Origin of the sequence: Metasolibacillus meyeri (assembly GCF_003049505.1) — a bacterium.
GTDB classification, from domain to species: Bacteria; Bacillota; Bacilli; order Bacillales_A; family Planococcaceae; genus Metasolibacillus; species Metasolibacillus meyeri.
Window position 1 is genome coordinate 1 of the sequence record NZ_PYWN01000095.1, and the last position, 17540, is coordinate 17540.

Consider the following 17540-nt stretch of genomic DNA (forward strand, 5'->3'; position numbering starts at 1 on the left):
GAGTGCCAAACTCCCTACTGAGAAAGAAGAACTCAGTCTAAAAACGCCACATCCCGACGCAATTACGCCGTGGCGTAATTGATTTACACTTGGTGCACAAATCTCTCAAATTGAAATGCGTGCGATGTTTAACAAAGTGATTTTCATTAGCTACTTTACGCGTTTGATTGCAGGCCCTGTTCTTGCGTTGCTCGTTATATTTGGACTTGGGCTAGACGGTGTCGTCGCACAATCGCTCTTTATTGCAAGTGCCTTTCCAACATCGCGCAATAGTTCTAGCTTAGCGCTTGAATATGATGTGGAATCGGATACGGCTGCACAAACCGTGTTATTTTCAACGATTGTTAGCTGTTTGACAGTAACTGTTGTTATTTATATGTCACAAATATTATTCGCTTAGAAAATCAGCTCTCGCTTCGTTACGTGAGGGCTGATTTTTTGCGTTCAGGATTGTTCGAGAAGTTCAATAAAACAACACCGCCAATAATTAATAAAATGCCAAATGCTGTTAACCATGTGAATTTTTCTTGCCATAAAATAATGCCGATTATAACTGTAGCGATTGTACCTAAGCCAGACCAAATCGCATAAGCTAGGCTTAATGGCAAATATTGCAGGCAGTGTGATAAAAAATAAAAAGCGAGTATATAACCAATGGCGACAATAAGCGTAGGTGCTAGCTGTGTGAAGCCTTGTGAAAACTTCAACATAATTGTCGCAACTACCTCACAAATAATAGAAATGCTTAAAAATAAATAACCTTTTAACATAGAGTAAGCTCCTTATATAGCTATATTTAAGACAACGACACCTGCAATAATAAGCAAAAGGCCGAGTATTTTAGTAAGATTTACGATTTCCTTATAAATAATGACGCCAACGATGGCTGTTAGAGCAGTGCCTAGGCCAGACCAAATTGCATAGGAAAAGCCTAACGGTAACTCATGTAGTGCTAAAGCTAATAGATAAAAGGCTGCACCGTAACTGATAAGCATACCAATTGTCGGTATTAATTTGCTAAATCTCTCCGTCACCTTCAATAGGGAGCTGCCAATGACCTCACAAATAATTGCCCCTAATAAAAATAAATAACTCATTGTTTCACCTCAGAAGAATTTTATGAACATGTCATAGTATAAATAGTATATGAAAAAAGTGCTACTGTCAGAAAGATAAAAACGATAGGGAAAGCGAGCAACAGCTCTGCTTTCTCTATCGTTGTTTTAGCATTTTATTTTGTATATGGGTTTGTTAAATCCATACCATCTAATGTTAAGCCCATAGCTTTTGCTACACCTTCACCATATGCTGGGTCAGCTAAGTAGCAGTGTAAAATATGGCGGCGTTTAATAAATTCTTCAACAGGTGCCATTTCAGCTGCTGTTGTTTCGAATAAACGTTGTTGTTGCTCAGCCGACATAAGGCGGAATAGTTTACCTGGTTGCTCAAAGTAGTGATTATCATCTTGACGGAAGTCGTGAATACCTGCCCCACCTTCAAGCGCTAAATGTGGTTCTGCTAGCTCTGTGTTGTGTTCCCACTCACCATAGCTGTTAGGCTCATAGCCTAATGTTGAACCTAAGTTGCCATCAAAGCGCATTGCGCCATCGCGATGGAATGTGCGGAATGGGCATTTTGGTGCGTTTACAGGTAGCTGATAATGGTTCACACCTAGACGGTAACGCTGTGCATCTGCGTATGCAAAAATACGTGCTTGTAGCATTTTGTCTGGTGAAAAGCTTAAACCAGGAACAATATTCGATGGTGCGAATGCCGCTTGTTCTACCTCTGCAAAGTAGTTGTCAGGGTTGCGGTTTAATTCGAATTCACCAACAGGAATTAATGGGAAGTCACCTTTATACCAAACTTTTGTTAAATCGAATGGGTTGTATGGTAATTTACGTGCTTCCTTCTCTGTCATTACTTGAATGTACGTTTTCCATTTAGGGAACTCTCCACGCTCGATTGCCTCATATAAGTCACGTTGTGAAGATTCGCGGTCATTACCAATAATTTCAGAAGCTTGTGCACCTGTTAAGTTTTCAATGCCTTGCTCTGTACGGAAATGGAATTTTACCCATACGCGCTCGTTATCCTCATTAATCATCGCATATGTGTGAGAGCCGAAACCATGCATATGACGGTAGCCCTTAGGAATACCACGGTCAGACATAACGATTGTTACTTGATGTAATGCTTCAGGCAATGAAGTCCAGAAATCCCAGTTCGAATTCGCATTATGCATATTTGTACGTGGGTCACGTTTTACAACGTGATTTAAGTCTGTAAAATGTAACGGGTCACGGAAGAAGAATACAGGTGTGTTGTTACCAACCAAATCCCAGTTTCCTTCCTCTGTATAGAATTTTAAAGCAAAGCCGCGAATATCGCGCTCAGCATCTGCTGCGCCACGCTCACCAGCTACTGTTGAGAAACGCGCGAACATTTCTGTTTTCTTCCCTACTTCAGAGAAGATTTTTGCTTTTGTATATTTAGTAATATCGTGAGTTACAGTAAATGTCCCAAATGCACCAGAGCCTTTTGCATGCATACGGCGCTCAGGAATTAATTCACGGTTAAAGTTTGCTAGTTTTTCAATTAACCAAACGTCTTGTAATAATAGTGGACCACGTGCCCCTGCAGACATTGAGTCATGGTTGCTTACTACTGGTGCACCACCAGCTGTTGTAAATCGGCGTTGTTTATCCATTGTCATAGTGAATAGACCTCCTAAATATATTTTAAAAACCTTTCGTCTATAACTATACCAAATCTACATCATAATTGCTACTAAATTATAATAATTCTATTTAAGTAATTTGTGGTTTGTTCAGAAAATTCTTTGATTTGAAGTGTGGGATACTGTAACTCGAATTTTAAAAAGGAGGAATGTGGTCATAGCAATGTTTTTATATGTGAGTTTGAAAAAATTGCTAAGGCATGAACGATAAGTGTTTAGATATACTTTAAGTGCTATAGTGATTGAAAATGGTCTATACTAATTGAAAAAGAGAAGAAAATCTAGATTTATCCCATATGAATAGGCTGTAACACTCTTAGCGGTGTTTCGTGGAGATGAGGAACACCCCACTGATTGAAGGTTCACTTTATGACATTTTGTAGGAATATTGTAACTATAGGCGACCTTTTCATTTGTTTCTTATACAATAGAAGGTGACTATAGCGAGAAGGAGTCGCAATTTATGCAACTAACATTAACATTTATTATTTTAATTATGACAATAGTTTTATTTGTCACGAATCGCTTTCGGGCAGATTTAGTAGCCATGTTGGCATTGCTAGCTTTTGTAGTATGTGGTATTTTGACGCCTCCTGAGGCACTTGCAGGTTTCTCAAATTCAGTTGTTATTATGATTGCTGGGTTATTTGTCGTTGGTGCAGGTATTTTGCGCACGGGGCTTGCAGGAATGGCAGGAAATTTATTATTGAAATGGTCGGGAGAGAGCGAGCTGAAATTGTTTATACTGCTGCTCGTCATCGTGGCAACAGTTGGGGCATTTATGAGCAATACGGGTACGGTAGCCTTAATGCTACCAATCGTAGTAAGCGTGGCAATGAGTATACAGGCTAGCCCATCTAAGTTTTTAATGCCATTGTCTTATATAGCGAGCATGTCGGGGCTTATGACATTAATAGCATCGCCACCGAACTTAATTGTGTCGCAAATTTTAGTCGAAAATGGCTTTGCGAAGCTAGGCTTCTTTACGATTACGCCGATTGGTATAATTGCTACAATTACAGCAATTATTTATTTAGTGTTGATTCGCAATAAGCTATTGCCGAATGATAAGAAACGTTTGCAAACGAATGCAGGATACAAGCTATCACCTAAAAAAATTGTGCAGGAATATGATTTGCACGATAAGCTATTTTGCGTGAATGTACCAGAAGATTCTACTGTTATTGGGCAGGGGCTAGCAGAGTTAAAGCTACCTGCAAACTATCATATTTTTATTATGAAAATCCAGCGTCGTGCAACAGAGGGGATGAATTTGTTGCCAATGACATATCAGGAAATGGCAGGGCCGACAAGTGTTATTCGTCCAAATGATGTGCTTTACGTACAAGGAGCGCAAGATGATGTAGAGCGTTTTGCTACTGATTATAGTTTAGCTATTGATTATACAACAGATGAGCATGTAGAAGAGCTGATTTCGAAAAAAATCGGTGTTGCGGAAGTGCTACTAACACCACAGTCCAGTTTAATTGGTGAAACCGTAAGTAAAATGGGCTTCCGTAAAAAATATAACTTAAATATTATCGGCATCAATCGTAAAGGGGATTATATCCTACAAGATATGGCAGAGCAAAAGCTACGTTTTGGTGATGCTATTTTAGTACAAGGGACATGGGAAGAAATCGATTTGTTATCGCGTGAGACGCAAGATGTTGTCGTTGTCGGACAGCCACGTGAGCATGCAAGCGTGGCAGCTGCTACAGGAAAAGCACCAATTGCTGGAGCCATCATGGCATTAATGGTTGGCTTGATGGTGTTTGAAGTGTTTGATGCGGTTATTTCTGTTTTAATTGGCGCTATTTTAATGATTATTACAGGTTGCTTGCGCAATATGGATGACGCGTACAGTAAAATGAATTTTGAGAGCATTGTGCTTGTTGCAGCAATGCTGCCAATGGCAACGGCTCTACAAAAAACAGGTGGTATGGTCATTATTTCCGATGCCATTATTCGAGTGCTCGGCGAGTATGGACCGTATGGCGTATTAGTAGGTATTTATTTATTGACTGTTGTATTTGGTCAGTTTGTCAGCAATACAGCAACGGCTGTGCTATTCGCGCCAATTGCGATGACAGCGGCAATGACAATGGATGCTAATCCATATACCTTTATGATTGCAGTGGCGGCCGCAGCAGGTATGGCTTTCGCTACGCCGATTGCTTCACCAACAAACTCGCTCGTATTAACGGCGGGTGGCTATAAGTTTATGGATTTTGTGCGAGTAGGTGTACCGTTACAAATCATTATGTTTATCGTGATGATGATTGCCATTCCGTTATTGTTTCCGTTCTAATTTAATATGGAAGAAGAAGCTATTTAAAAGTGGTGCATTGTACTACTTTTAGATAGGCTTTTTTAATGGAAGTGATCAAATAGTGCGAGAAAGCGCTCGATTAAGCCCGAAAAGCGCCCTGAAAGTGCCGCTCTTTTTTACAAAAAACTTTATGCTGTTATAAAATCATATACCATATGCATCCAATTTTACTGTATAATAGTTGCGGGAGGGGTAAGATGAAATGATTCGTTCATTAAAAGTGGGGCTTAAAATTGAGTTAACTAATCGAAAAAATTTGTTTTTATTGTTAATTGTTGCGCTGATTACAGTAGGTATGATGTTTTATATTAAATCGCAATCTGCAGGTAATCAAATTGTTGAAAGGACGGGGGACTTCTATTCCGCACAGGCAGCACTGACGAAATTCCAAGTAGTAGATGCCTCAGATGATGGGGATGGCAGTGACTTGTATAAAAATTTGAACAAGCAGAAAATTGCTGTTGCCTTGCAAATTGCAGCATTAAAGATGAAAAAGGATGATATTTATTATAAAACTTCTATAGAAATCGCAGAGCTACGTGCAAAAGCCTTTGATTTAGAGGATTACGATAAAGTAGCATCGTTAATGCCATCACGTATCAAAAATACATTGAACCATATGTATTTTACACATTTACTAGAATCGAAGCAGGCGATAGCACCAAATCCATTGGAGTTATTTCCGTTCTTGTTGTTTTTCTTTAGTATTGTAGGGGCTGGCTGGTATGTGTTTATTAGCTTTTATACAAGTTCTATTTTACTGGATGATTTTGAGCACTCGAGCTTAATTAAAGGTTATCCGATCCGTTTTGATCAATACATATTGACGAAATGTGTTACGCACTTTTTGTACATCGTTGCGTTTATTGTAGTTGTCTTCGCATGCGCTATGCCGTTATTATTTCTGAATGGGGCTGGGGATGCAAACTATCCAATCGCTGTTTATGTAGGAGAACCTTCAATTTATTCAACAATCCATTATGTAGCTATTAGCATTGGCTATATGATTGTTATTGCAGTTTTTGCAATGTTGCTGTCAATTATATTAAATGTGCTATTGAAAAATATGTATTTAACATTATTTGTGCAAAGTATTTTATTCTTTTTACCAGAAGTATTTTCATCAATGATTAGCTTTATGCCTTATAACCCATTTAATTTTTTGAATTTTAACAAGATTTTGAGTGGTTATCCTTTAGAGCTTGCTACACCTGTAGATATAACGATGACGATGGGGTTAATAATCTTGCTTGTTTGCATCGTATTGATGCTGTTAGTTATTAAAACATTCTTTTCTACAGGGAAAATAGCGAGAGCATAAGGGGGAATTACGATGTGGGCATATTTTAAATTTGAGCTTGTGCAATTTTTTAAGAATAAGAAAAATATTGCAATTTATGTGTTGCTATTATTCGCAACATTATTTTACACAATAAAAATAGCACCCACCTATGATCCAATCGAGCAGGTAGATGTCGATGAAATTGAGGCACGCTATTTAACGAGACAAGCGTTTATTGACCAGATGGCAGGGAGAAATTTGAGATTCGCGCATCCTGCAGTTACAGAGGCGTTGCGAATGTTCCATGAAATCAATCCGTTAGATGCAGAGCGATTAGAAGCATTAGAAACGAATGATTTGCAAAAATACGCAGCTGCAACGAGTATGTGGTACTATGTTACAAATGCTTACACGTACTATAGTGGCAATCTTTTTTATAACCCTCGCTACTATACATATGGGAGTCAATATGCGGATGAAGATGCCTCTTATGCCTATGTAGAGGCAGGGGAACGCTATGAGAAGTATGCGGAAGCGGACTATTCCTTGTCAATTAATTTATTCGAGCAACGTACAGCATGGCAAACGGTGGAGCGTTTAATGAAAAGTATATTGCCAATTGTTTTGATCGCTTGTGCCTTGCTTTTAGCGGTAGATATTGTCACAAAGGACCGTCTACATCCAACATTACTTCGAGGTTTTCCAATTGCTGACTGGAAAAAGCTATTGATAAAAGGCTTTGTCGCTTTCATTGGCAGCCTTGTGTTATTTGTGCCATTAGCAATCGGCTTCTTTATCGTAGGTATGCAATTTGGCTTTGGTAATCTGAATATCCCAGTGCCGCAATATATTGTAGATTATAAAGTGCAGCAGCAACAGGGGATATTTACAGTAATATCTTTAGGCAACTTTTTAGGACAGTGTATCCAGCTATTATTACTATGGTTTATGGCGATTATTACGGTTGTGTTGCTACTGAGTGTCTTGCTGCGCAACGAGGTGATTAATTTAGGGACAGGTCTCGTCATTATTTTTGCAGAGTATTTCTACTTTAATCGTGGAATCGGTTTCTTATGGGATATCGAAAATTATCCAACATCGTATATGCAAATTGGACAAGTAGTATCGAAAATACGAAATTTCTATTATAACAGCGACGACATGTCAGCACAGCTAGGGATGAAGTTATTAGCAATTTATATTGTTATTACGCTTATTATCACCTTATGCATCTCGTTAAATAAGCGCTTTAAATTGGTGAAGTAGGAGGGGAATAAGATTGATTGAATTACAAAATATTCAGCTTAGCTTTGGTGAGAAAAAAGTATTAAATGATATTAGTGAAACATTTCAGCAAGGTGAGGTTATCGGGCTTGTTGCACCGAATGGAACAGGGAAATCAACATTAATGAATGTCATGATGAATTATGCAGCACCAAATAGTGGGAAAGTGCTGTTTAAAAATGGCTTAACTTATTCAAGTAAGGCAAATGAAGTGAAAATCCATCAATTGATTTCGATGATGCCTGACCAAAGTGATTTATACAATCATTTAAGTGGGCGCGATCATTTGAAAATATATTGCACAATGTGGAAATCTGACCCAAAACTAATCGATACAACGATTGCAGCCTTGAATATGGGGCATTATGTCAATAAAAAGGCAGGGACATATTCATTGGGGATGCGCCAACGCCTCTGCTTCGCGATGCAAATTGTTGCCAATACGGAAATTATGCTAATGGATGAAGTAATGAATGGGCTTGATCCAATTAATGTAGAAATTATTTCAGGCGTGCTGATGGAGAAAAAGGCAGAGGGCAAAATGATTATTATCGCCTCGCATTTGCTCGACAATTTAGAGAAATACGCAGACCGTATCTTTTTATTTAAAGATGGTAAATTAATTGGTGTCGATGATATTGTGGAAGGCTTTAGCGGCTCCACAATGACAACGGTACGTGTGAGAAATATGTCTGACGATATGAAAGCAACCTTCCAAACGAGCTATCCAAAGTTGAAAGTTCAAACATTAGTCAACGATATGACGTTGCTAACATTGGATAAAAAAGACGCTGAAACACTAGGGGAAATGGCTATTCACCTAGCAGAATTAGGCATTAATGATTTCACATTTGGCAAAGTGACATTGAATGATTTGTATGCGATGTATTATGGGTGAATAAAAAGGAGCTATCTAAGAAGTGGTGCATGAGCCCATTTTTAGATAGCTTTTTCGATCGAAGTGATCAAATAGGAAGGAAAAACGCTCAAATAAGCCTAAAAAGTGCTCAAATAAGCACCTTGATTCTATTTTTCTACAGGGAAAATTACGAGAGTATAGGAGGGAATATAATGTGGGCATATTTCAAATTTGAGTTAATGCAGTTTTTTAAAAATAGAAAGAATATAGCAATTTATGCATTGTTGTTATTTGTGGCACTTTTTTATGCGATTCGAATAGCCCCTGCTTATGATCCAATCGAAAAGATTGATGTGGATGAAATTGAGGCGCGGTATTTAACGCGCGATGCTTTTATACAGGAGATGAGTAATAGAGATTTATCAACTGTTCATGGATCTACTTTGGCAGGGTTGAGTATTTTTGAAATGGTTAATCCGCATGATTTGCATAGGTTAGAGGCGTTAAAAAGTGGCAATTTGCATAAGTATGCGGCGGCTACGAGTGAATGGTACTATGTGACGAACGGTTTTACTTACTTTAATGAAAATTTTTCTTACCCTGCTGGCTATTACAAGTATGGCAATGAATACTCGGAGGACGATGGGCTTTATGCATATTTAGAATCGGGTAAGCGCTACGGTGAATTTGCTAAGGCAGATTATGAGTTGTCTATTAATTTATTTGAGCAACGAACAGCATGGCAAACAGTGGAGCGTTTAATGAAGGGAACGCTACCAATTACACTAATTGTTTGTGTGTTGCTCTTGGCAGTTGATATTGTCACAAAGGATCGTTTACATCCGACATTGTTAAAAGGCTTTCCGATTGCTGCTTGGAAAAAGCTCATTATTAAAGGTGTTGTCGTATTGATTGGGAGCTTTGTTTTATTTGTTCCACTTTCAGCTGGCTTCTTAATTATTGGTGTACAAGCAGGCTTTGGGCATTTTCAAATTCCGGTGCCAATTTTCACACATGATATGTGGGTTTTTGATGTAATGAGTCTCGGGGTATTTTTAGCTAAGTGCTTACAATTATTAGTGTTATGGTTCATAATGATTATTGTAGTTGTATTATTATGCAGTATAGTACTACGAAATGAAATGATTAATCTGGGTGTTGGGCTTGTCGTTATTTTTGCGGAATATTTTTATTTCAACCGAGGCGTTGGTTTTCAGTGGGCGATTGAAAATTATCCGACATCTTATATTCATGTGGGACAAATTGTATCAAAAATGCGCAATTTCTACTATAGTAGTGTAAACATGTCCACAGTATTAGGGATGAAGTTATTAGCAATTTCTATTGTAGTTATGCTAGTCATTACGCTATCTATTTCATTAAATAAACGTTTTAAATTGGTGAGGTAGGGAGAGAATCGAACTAAGTATGGGTCCATGCTGTGAACTTGTTAACATTGGGTAAAAACAGGTTGTCAGTGACTTCATATTTTTCAAAGTAACATTGAACGATTTGTATGCAATGATAATGGGTAAATGAAAAGTAGGGACTAGGTGAAAAGGGTAAAATCTTTTCGCCTAGTCCCACTACTGTTTTTTCAGATATGACCTTAGTTACGAATCAAATAATCAAATGCGCCAAGTGCTGCTGTTGCGCCTGACCCCATTGAAATAATAATTTGTTTGTAGGCGCTGTCTGTACAGTCACCTGCAGCGAATATGCCCGGTACGCTTGTTGCACCATGTTTATTAACAACGATTTCACCAAAGCGTGTACGCTCGAATTCTTCACCTAACCACTCTGTGTTTGGTACAAGACCTATTAAAATGAACACACCTTGTACATCGATATGACGTTCTTCGCCAGTTTCTCGCTCTACATATGTTAGCCTATTTACTTTATCAGTACCTGTAATTTCCTTCGTTTGCGCGTTTGTCACAACGGTTACGTTTGGTAAGCTAAATAGACGTTTTTGTAATACTTCGTCGGCTTTTAACTCTGCGTTAAATTCAATTACTGTTACGCTTTTTACGATACCTGCTAAATCAATCGCAGCCTCGATACCTGAGTTACCACCGCCAATTACCGCTACATCTTTACCAGCGAATAACGGACCATCACAGTGAGGGCAGTAAGCAACACCTTTATTTTTGAATTCAGCTTCACCAGGAACACCGACATTGCGCCAGCGAGCCCCTGTTGATAGAATAACTGTTTTACTTTTTAGTACTGCACCGTTTTCAAGCTCGACTTCCACCAAGTCTTTCTTTTCTATACGAGTAGCACGTTGTAAATTCATAATATCGACAGGGTAGTCTTTCACATGCTCTTCAAGACCTGCTACAACGCGTGGTCCTTCTGTATGTGTTGTACCAATAATATTTTCGATTGATAATGTATCGTTTACTTGACCGCCGAAGCGCTCTGCTACAAGACCTGTGCGAATACCTTTACGTGCGGCATAAACAGCGGCACTTGCACCAGCAGGGCCACCACCAACAACTAATACGTCGAACGGTTCCTTGTTTTCGAATTCAGCAGCATCTGGGCCGCCACCTAACTTGCCCAAAATTTCTTCTAATGTCATACGACCGCTACCAAATGGCTCACCATTCAAATAAACCGTTGGTACAGCCATAATGTCTTTGCTTTCTACTTCTTCTTTGAATGCTGCACCGTCAATCATTGTATGAGAAATATTAGAGTTTAATATGCTCATAATGTTAAGTGCTTGCACGACGTCAGGACAGTTATGACAGCTTAAGCTAATATATGTTTCAAAGCGATATTCACCTTGAATTGCTTTGATTTGATCAATAACAGCCTGCTCTACTTTTGGTGCACGTCCACTTACTTGAAGCAATGCTAAAACAAGTGAAGTGAATTCATGACCAAGTGGAACGCCTGCAAAGACAATGCCTGTTTCTTCATTTGCACGGTCTACTGTAAAGCTAGGTGTACGTGAAAGTGTAGCATTTTCTACAGCAATGCGTGAAGACATTGTTTTAAGCTCATTGACTAGCTCTAGCATATCGCGTGAAACGCTGTCATCACCAGCGCTGACTTTTAGAACAATATCGCCTTCCATTAGCTCTAAATATTGGGCTAATTGTGCTTTAATATCTGCATCTAATAACATGGGGAAAACTCCTTGTTTGAATATATTTGAAGAACTTTAGAGAAGTTTAAATCATTGTTAAAAAAGCTGTCTTCCAATCATCTACTTTTAATTGTGTGAGCAGCCATTATCTTAACGAAAGCAATATGGTTTATACTTCTATTGAACAAAAATAATAGCTGTCTGGAAAGTGGTGTGTTAGCCTACTTTCCAGACAGCCTCTTGTATGCTTAGATTTTACCTACTAATTCAAGGCTTGGCTTTAATGTAGCAGCGCCTTCTTGCCATTTAGCTGGGCAAACTTCGCCTGGATTGTTGCGTACATATTGTGCCGCTTTGATTTTGTTTACTAAAGTACTTGCGTCACGGCCAATACCGTCAGCGTTGATTTCTACTGTTTGAACAATACCGTCTGGATCAATAATGAATGTTCCACGATTTGCAAGACCTGATTCTTCGTCTAATACGTCAAAGATAGTAGAAATATTGTGAGATGGGTCACCAATCATGATGTACTCAATTTTGCCGATTGCTTCTGAAGAATCGTGCCATGCTTTATGTGTAAAATGTGTGTCAGTTGATACAGAGTATACTTCAACACCTAATTCTTTTAATGCTGCATATTGGTTTTGTAAATCTTCTAATTCAGTTGGGCAAACGAATGTGAAGTCTGCTGGGTAGAAGCATACAACGCTCCATTGACCTTGGAAGTTTTCTGAAGATACGTCGATGAATTCACCTTTTTGGAAAGCTTGTGCTGAGAAAGCTTCTACTTTTTTACCGATTAATGACATAATAAATTTCCTCCTTGTTTATGAAAAACTACAATCACTATTCTACACGAACCGTTGACAATTGAGAAATGAAACGCATTAGATACATGCTAAAAGACAAAAGGTCTATATGTAGCAAGCTTAATGATAACAACGGCTGCTAAGCTTCTTGCATGCATAGATTCGCATTATTAATAGTTATTGCTTTTTTATAATAATTATTGCCTATGACTCAAATTATGCTGGAAAAGCATCCGTTCTGTCAAGGTTATGGTAGCCAAAAACGAGTGCTTTATACAGAAAGTTTGAAAATTGTTCATAATTGGCTATGTTTTGTTGAAAGCATTTGAATCAATAAGGGAAGTGACTCTCAATCAAGGAAATGGCAAATAAATCATGAGAAGTCGCAAATAAAACGGGAAAACCGCAAATAAACCATGGGAAGTCGCAAATAAATCAGAGAAACCAAAAACAACCCAGTTACCCGAATCATTCATAAAATTGCTCGTAAAAATTTTTCTATTATTTTTTGAAACTATTTTCTAATTTCTCCGTCTGTACGTTGCTTAAATGATAGAGGGAGGCAAAATAGTGAGAAAAATCTATATGAATGGATTGCTACTTGTTGGCTTAATAATATTGATTATTGTTATTTATACGAAATGGACTTCATTTGAATCGGAGGCGTTTGCACAAGAGCTTCTAATTGAAGAAAGGGAATTTATCACATTGCAAGAGCGTCAGCCGATGTATATGAGAGATGCCACATTCATTAAAATCGGTGAATTAGAGGCGAATCAGCCTTTTGCCATTAGCGGTGAGGATGAAGCTTATTTCGAGCTAAGATTAGGGAAGGTAGTAGCCTTTGTATCAAAAGAGCATGCCACGGTAAAAAAAAGTGCCTGGCACACACACAATTCCCGCACAATTCACAACGCTGCTATTAAAACGTTACAAAAAACAACAGTTTATGGTGAAGCAGATTTACAAAGCGCTATAATCATGCATTTGGAGGAAGGTTATCGCTATCCAATCGTACAAGAAGAAAAAGATTGGTATATCATCAAAATAGGAGAGCGATTAGGGTATGTGTATAAACAAGCTGTCACTCTTGATGAAGGTCTACCAGTACTTGTATATCATCATATTTTGCCGAAAAGCTTGATGAAAACGACAGCAAGTACGATTTCATTGGAAGCCTTTGAACAGCAGATGGATTATTTGGCGGATAATAAATTTAAAACATTAACTGCAAATCAGCTATATGATTATTTGGAAGGGCGTCTTGTTGTACCGGCAAATGCAGTGCTCATTACCTTTGATGATGGTTTGTTATCAACGAAGGAATATGCGTATCCTATTTTACAACAGCATGGATTTACAGCGATTCAGCATATTATTTCCTCGCGTACAAATCGAGCACACGGGGAACAAGTATTTGAGGCAGAAGGGCCGCTACAATTTTTCACGAATACAGATTTGGCAGAATTAACAGATGTTTTTCATTTTGAGGCACATACGCACGATCTACATTCACTTAATGAAGGCTTAGGAATTGCTTTCGAGCGTTCAAAGGAAGAAATTATAAGGGATTTGCAGCAAAATATAGAGCAAGTACCAAATGCCATTTCATTAGCATATCCATATGGGCACTATAATGAAAGTTTTATTACAGCTGCAAAAGAGGTAGGGCTATTAATCGCCTTTACAACACAAGAAGGCTATGCCAATATGAATGCTTCAAACTATGAAGTAGGCCGATTTGGAATGACGGAGAAAAAGTCATTCGAGCAATTCACTACTTACATAAATGGCAATATGGTATGGCAATAGAAAAGGGTGAGGTTTGATAAATGAATGATATTGACCAAGTGATTGATGAGCATTCAAGCTACTTAGTGCGCATCGCTTATTTATACGTGAAAAATTGGTCGACAGCCGAAGATATTGTACAGGAAGTGTTTGTTACCTATTTTCAAAAAAGTGGGCAATTTCGTCATGAGGCATCATTAAAAACGTATTTAACTAAAATGACAGCTAATCGCGCAAAAGATTATTTACGCTCATGGAAGCATAAAAAAGATGTATTATTTGAGACGATTTTTACAGCGACAAAAGGGACAGAGGAAATGTTGCTAGAACAGGAGCAGCTAGTGGAGCTTGAGAAAAACCTCTTTCAGCTGCCATTAAAATATCGTGAGCCATTAATACTCTTTTATTATGATGAGCAGTCGATTGCAGAAATAGCAGATTATTTACAGCTTAATGAAAATACGGTAAAAACACGGCTGCGCCGAGCGAAGCAACAGTTGAAGGAGTTTTTTGAGGAAGAGGAGGTTGAAAGCAATTGAGCGATTTTAAACGCAAGCTGGATAAAATGATGGGCGACACATCCATGCAGGAAAGACGGATAAAGCAACGTATACATGAAAACTTTCGAGCACCAGTTAAAAAGCCTTCGTGGCAAGTTCCATTTGTAACAGCAGCGATAGCTGTAGTAGCGCTATTCCTATTTATTACGTTTAACCCGCTAGAGCAGCTTTCATCAAATGAAGGACCTGAAATTCCATATGATCCACTCGATGATTTAGCGCAAATTTCTGCTTTACAAAAAAAGCAACTGCTATCAGCGATTCGTTACGAAAAGTTTGCAGAGCTTCCCCATTTTGATAAAGTGGACGGGTTGCACTATGTCGATCGAGGGGCCTTTTCTTTAGAAGGAAGTGACAAGACTTTCCATACGGTAATCGAACGCAAAGCTAATTTATATGATAGTGTCGTTTATCAGGTCGGGGATATTGTCCGCACAATGACAAACACGACGAGCCATTTGCCAACATATGCAGATGCCTATTATGAGGTGGTTGCTGTACCGGGAGATCGCGTTGTGTTGAAGAATGGACAGCTAAAAGTAAATGGCAAGCCGCTTAAGTCAGAAATACTGGACTATTATGAAGAAAATAGCGTCACAATTGTAGGTGGATACGACCAGCTATTGAATGCCCGAGAATATTTTTTAATCAATCATTTCCCTGCTAGTGAAACGGTGCAGGCTGGAACAATTACACCCGTGCATAAAATTTACGGTGAGGTTGTAGGGCTGGCAACAGAGGAAAATACAGAGTCGATTTATTTTGCAAAAGAGGGAGCAAACGCGTATACAGCAGAGCAATATTTTGATTTGTTTTTATATGATGGTCTTTTTGGGGATGGGCACTTAGCGCAGTCACTTATCGACTCTAAGACATCATTCACCCAAACAAATCGTCTAGGCGAACTATTTTTAGAGGCAGCTTATCGAAAGCTTTCGCCTATTTCAGATAATCGAGTTGAGGTACGCTACCAATACGGAAGAGCTGGTGTTAACGAGCATGTATTTTATATGGAACAGCAATCAAACACGGGGATATGGGTAGTGAGTGAATGAAAATGAGGGGGAAGGGCTTCCTTGCTATTTTAAGATATTTTCTGAAAAATATGCCTAGGAAGTCGAAAATCCCTCTAAACAGTGAAAAATTATTCATTTTAAAAGTGAGTGTAAAGGCGTTGAATCCAGTGTTTTCAACATTTCAAAAAACGTCCACCACTTTTCTAAATGGTGAATATTTCAGTCAAAAAACACAGGGTTGTCTGGAAAATAGTGTGTTAGGTCACTTTTCAGTAGGCTGATAGCACTAATTCGAATTCGTGATGTATGCTGTCACTTTCATATTGATTACACCGAGCCTTATCATAAGTAAGTGCGGTTTTAAATTGTTATATAAAGAAAAGCGCCGAAAATTTAAAGTTTCGGTGCTTATATTTTTTTATGAAATCATTTAATTTAGCTGTAACGTTTTGAAGTATAAAACTCAAATTGTACATTACCTATTGCAGATTCCAAAACCATGTTAGGCGTTGAGTTAGTTAAATAGGTTAAAGCACTTTCTGCAACTTTATCTGAGAAATTTATATGGAGCAATGGGCATGATAGCCTTGTTTGGCTAAGCCAGCCCTATTTAACTAACGAATCATGTCCATAGAGGCCCCATGTCCAGTAACCTGTCCGTCCCTTATCCTTTAAAGGAGCACTTAAAAAGGTTGTCCAAAAGTGTTATCATTCTAGATTGTGTCAAAGAGCCTCTCACCAATTTCAAGACTATTGATAATCATACTAGAAGGGTTTTCTACTTCTTTTCTTAGTTCTAAATTTGAACTAGAAGCAGAAGCGAAGTTTGGAAGAAATAGAGAAATAAAAACCACTAAACTCACTAAAATTTTACATGCTTCATAGTAATCCCTACTTTCAACTGTTTTCTGGTACAATAAAAATACCGTTTATATCCAAAAAAGAAAAATAAAATTTGATTAATTGTTCCTTGGGAGTTATTGTGGTTAAATTGTATATATTTGTAATTTAGGAGGTTTGGTTGATGAAGAAATCTTTAAAAGTAGGTATTTGTTTTAGTATATTTCTTTTAACAATAATAATATCCTCTACCCTATTTAAGGATGATTCGAGAATAAAAGTTTTAGAAAATCTTAATAGCTCTAAAGTTGATGAGTTATATTACTTTGAAAAAATGCCAATTAAGTTTAAAAGATATAAGATTGCCGAACCGATTAAATACGGTAACGGTTTTATAATTCATGAAATATGGGATAAGGGACCGGGAAATTTACAAACTATAATTTTTTCCACATTTTTTAGTGACACTGAAGGAATAGCTTTAAATGCTGATTTTATAAATGCTAAAGAAATTAAAGAAGTTAAAGGAGTAAAAGGATATTATACGATAGAAGAGTCACAAAGCGATTCTAGTAATTTCCTCTTTGAAAAGGTCACTTTCAGTCTAGAAGATGTGAAATATGAGATTACATTCATGCAATATGTTCTAAAAGAGGGAATGGAAATACAGCCGTTTGGTAGTGAATATATTGTTAATATGCTAAATGATTATTTAGTAAGAAAATAAATGTATAGTGCAAAGAAATTAATGGATTAACCTGATGCTGTAACTTTGAAAGAAAGTTTGCGTGAAAATACTGATAAAATCCTTATTTTGCTGTGAATGGTAAAATAATTAAGAGGGCAGTGTAAGTTTTTATCGAATATTAATAATGAAAGACTAACTATATAAAGTCAAGTAAGAAATGAAAAAATCTTTGAAAG

The 17540-nt window shown here is 37.8% G+C and carries 14 protein-coding genes and 1 pseudogene; 10 read left to right on the forward strand and 5 right to left on the reverse strand.

Annotation, left to right across the window (positions count from 1 at the left end; all coding sequences use genetic code 11):
• Positions 1-85: 85 nt before the first annotated feature.
• A pseudogene (locus tag C9J34_RS14010) lies at positions 86-400 on the forward strand (AEC family transporter); the annotation flags it as partial.
• A 19-nt stretch (positions 401-419) separates the two neighbouring features.
• On the opposite strand, the gene C9J34_RS14015 reads toward C9J34_RS14010, so the two are convergent.
• The 3 genes from C9J34_RS14015 to C9J34_RS14025 all read right to left on the reverse strand — a co-directional run bounded on the left by C9J34_RS14015 (position 420) and on the right by C9J34_RS14025 (position 2716).
• Positions 420-770, reverse strand: a complete 351-nt coding sequence (locus tag C9J34_RS14015; RefSeq protein WP_107840801.1) for a DMT family transporter — start codon at positions 768-770, stop codon at positions 420-422.
• 12 nt (positions 771-782) lie between these two features.
• Complete coding sequence (locus C9J34_RS14020) at positions 783-1097, reverse strand: DMT family transporter (RefSeq protein ID WP_107840802.1); 315 nt, start codon at positions 1095-1097, stop codon at positions 783-785.
• Positions 1098-1231: 134 nt separating this feature from the next.
• Positions 1232-2716 carry a catalase gene (locus C9J34_RS14025; RefSeq protein ID WP_107840803.1) on the reverse strand — a complete coding sequence of 495 codons (1485 nt, stop codon included), beginning with the start codon at positions 2714-2716 and terminating at the stop codon, positions 1232-1234.
• Between the two features lie 487 nt (positions 2717-3203).
• Between C9J34_RS14025 and C9J34_RS14030 the strand changes: the two genes are divergently transcribed.
• The 5 genes from C9J34_RS14030 (at position 3204) to C9J34_RS14050 (ending at position 9906) form a co-directional block, all read left to right on the forward strand.
• Positions 3204-5051, forward strand: a complete 1848-nt coding sequence (locus C9J34_RS14030; RefSeq protein WP_107840804.1) for an SLC13 family permease — start codon at positions 3204-3206, stop codon at positions 5049-5051.
• Between the two features lie 223 nt (positions 5052-5274).
• Complete coding sequence (locus C9J34_RS14035) at positions 5275-6393, forward strand: ABC transporter (protein WP_107840805.1); 1119 nt, start codon at positions 5275-5277, stop codon at positions 6391-6393.
• A gap of 12 nt (positions 6394-6405) precedes the next feature.
• Positions 6406-7620, forward strand: a complete 1215-nt coding sequence (locus tag C9J34_RS14040; protein ID WP_107840806.1) for an ABC transporter permease — start codon at positions 6406-6408, stop codon at positions 7618-7620.
• Between the two features lie 13 nt (positions 7621-7633).
• Positions 7634-8536, forward strand: a complete 903-nt coding sequence (locus tag C9J34_RS14045; RefSeq protein ID WP_107840807.1) for an ABC transporter ATP-binding protein — start codon at positions 7634-7636, stop codon at positions 8534-8536.
• Positions 8537-8709: 173 nt separating this feature from the next.
• Positions 8710-9906, forward strand: a complete 1197-nt coding sequence (locus tag C9J34_RS14050; RefSeq protein WP_107840808.1) for an ABC transporter permease — start codon at positions 8710-8712, stop codon at positions 9904-9906.
• A gap of 200 nt (positions 9907-10106) precedes the next feature.
• Here the strand turns inward: C9J34_RS14050 and ahpF are convergent, their stop codons facing one another.
• Both ahpF and ahpC read right to left on the reverse strand, forming a co-directional pair.
• Positions 10107-11636, reverse strand: coding sequence for an alkyl hydroperoxide reductase subunit F (ahpF, locus tag C9J34_RS14055; protein ID WP_107840809.1), 1530 nt, complete (start codon positions 11634-11636; stop codon positions 10107-10109).
• A 209-nt stretch (positions 11637-11845) separates the two neighbouring features.
• Positions 11846-12409 carry an alkyl hydroperoxide reductase subunit C gene (gene ahpC / locus C9J34_RS14060; RefSeq protein ID WP_107840810.1) on the reverse strand — a complete coding sequence of 188 codons (564 nt, stop codon included), beginning with the start codon at positions 12407-12409 and terminating at the stop codon, positions 11846-11848.
• Positions 12410-12979: 570 nt separating this feature from the next.
• Here ahpC and C9J34_RS14065 point away from each other — a divergent pair.
• The 4 genes from C9J34_RS14065 (at position 12980) to C9J34_RS14085 (ending at position 17343) form a co-directional block, all read left to right on the forward strand.
• A complete protein-coding gene (locus tag C9J34_RS14065) occupies positions 12980-14221 on the forward strand; it encodes a polysaccharide deacetylase family protein (RefSeq protein ID WP_107840811.1) in 1242 nt (413 codons plus the stop codon).
• 20 nt (positions 14222-14241) lie between these two features.
• Positions 14242-14739, forward strand: a complete 498-nt coding sequence (locus C9J34_RS14070; protein WP_107840812.1) for a sigma-70 family RNA polymerase sigma factor — start codon at positions 14242-14244, stop codon at positions 14737-14739.
• Entirely contained in the window at positions 14736-15815 is a 1080-nt protein-coding gene (locus C9J34_RS14075) for a S26 family signal peptidase (RefSeq protein WP_107840813.1), read from the forward strand. Before C9J34_RS14070 ends, C9J34_RS14075 begins: the two co-directional genes overlap by 4 nt.
• 985 nt (positions 15816-16800) lie before the next feature.
• Positions 16801-17343, forward strand: coding sequence for a hypothetical protein (locus C9J34_RS14085; RefSeq protein WP_107840815.1), 543 nt, complete (start codon positions 16801-16803; stop codon positions 17341-17343).
• Positions 17344-17540 lie beyond the last annotated feature (197 nt).

Bases quoted from the DNA above. Each gene is read 5' to 3' on its own strand.
- C9J34_RS14015 (WP_107840801.1), bottom strand. From the start codon at position 770: ATGTTAAAAGGTTATTTATTTTTAAGCATTTCTATTATTTGTGAGGTA.
- C9J34_RS14020 (WP_107840802.1), bottom strand. From the start codon at position 1,097: ATGAGTTATTTATTTTTATTAGGGGCAATTATTTGTGAGGTCATTGGC.
- C9J34_RS14025 (WP_107840803.1), bottom strand. From the start codon at position 2,716: ATGACAATGGATAAACAACGCCGATTTACAACAGCTGGTGGTGCACCA.
- C9J34_RS14030 (WP_107840804.1), top strand. From the start codon at position 3,204: ATGCAACTAACATTAACATTTATTATTTTAATTATGACAATAGTTTTA.
- C9J34_RS14035 (WP_107840805.1), top strand. From the start codon at position 5,275: ATGATTCGTTCATTAAAAGTGGGGCTTAAAATTGAGTTAACTAATCGA.
- C9J34_RS14040 (WP_107840806.1), top strand. From the start codon at position 6,406: ATGTGGGCATATTTTAAATTTGAGCTTGTGCAATTTTTTAAGAATAAG.
- C9J34_RS14050 (WP_107840808.1), top strand. From the start codon at position 8,710: ATGTGGGCATATTTCAAATTTGAGTTAATGCAGTTTTTTAAAAATAGA.
- ahpF (WP_107840809.1), bottom strand. From the start codon at position 11,636: ATGTTATTAGATGCAGATATTAAAGCACAATTAGCCCAATATTTAGAG.
- ahpC (WP_107840810.1), bottom strand. From the start codon at position 12,409: ATGTCATTAATCGGTAAAAAAGTAGAAGCTTTCTCAGCACAAGCTTTC.
- C9J34_RS14070 (WP_107840812.1), top strand. From the start codon at position 14,242: ATGAATGATATTGACCAAGTGATTGATGAGCATTCAAGCTACTTAGTG.
- C9J34_RS14085 (WP_107840815.1), top strand. From the start codon at position 16,801: ATGAAGAAATCTTTAAAAGTAGGTATTTGTTTTAGTATATTTCTTTTA.